The 810-nt window shown below is 65.7% G+C and carries 1 protein-coding gene; it reads left to right on the forward strand.

Annotation, left to right across the window (positions count from 1 at the left end; all coding sequences use genetic code 11):
• A partial coding sequence (locus tag AC5Y7E_RS24200; RefSeq protein ID WP_499950944.1) for a condensation domain-containing protein occupies positions 1 to 810 on the forward strand: 810 nt, incomplete at both ends.

Raw genomic sequence — 810 nt, forward strand, 5'->3', positions numbered from 1 at the left:
CCCGCGAGGACCGCCCCGGTGACAAGCGCTTGGTCGCCTACATCACCGGGACAGCCGACGCGGCCGGGGTGCGAAGCCAACTGGCGGACCGGTTGCCGCCATATATGGTGCCGGCCGCGGTGGTAGCGCTCGACCATTTGCCGTTGACGGTAAACGGCAAACTCGACTCCCGGGCCCTGCCTACGCCGGATTACGGTGTGGGTGATTCTCGGGGTCCGGTTGCTCCTTCCGAGGAGATTTTGGCGGGTATTTACGCGCGGATTTTGGGTGTGGAGCGGGTCGGTGTGGATGACTCGTTCTTCGATTTGGGCGGCGACAGCATTTCGGCGATGCGTTTGGTCGCGGCGGTCAATTCGGGTTTGGGTGCCGGTGTTTCGGTGCGCGATCTGTTTGAGGCGCCTTCGGTTGCGCAATTGGCGCCTCGCATCGGTGTTGATGGGGGTGGGCTGGAGCCGTTGGTGGCGGTGCAGCGGCCGGCGGTGGTGCCGTTGTCGTTTGCGCAGAGCCGGTTGTGGTTCCTTGACCAGTTGCAGGGGCCGTCCGCGGTCTACAACATGCCAACGGGGTTGCGGTTGAGCGGTCCCCTGAATGCCGACGCGCTGGGTGCGGCGCTGGCCGATGTGGTGGACCGCCACGAAAGCCTTCGCACGCTGTTCCCCGCGTTCGAGGGGACACCCCAGCAGGTGGTGGTACCCGTCGAGCGGGCCGACTTTGGTTGGCAGATCATTGATGCCACGAGCTGGCGGGCGGCCCGGCTTGCTGAGGCCGTCGGCGCCGAGTTACGTCGCCCGTTCGATCTGGCAAGCGAGA

The sequence above is a fragment of the Mycobacterium sp. NGS17 genome (genome assembly GCF_059813205.1).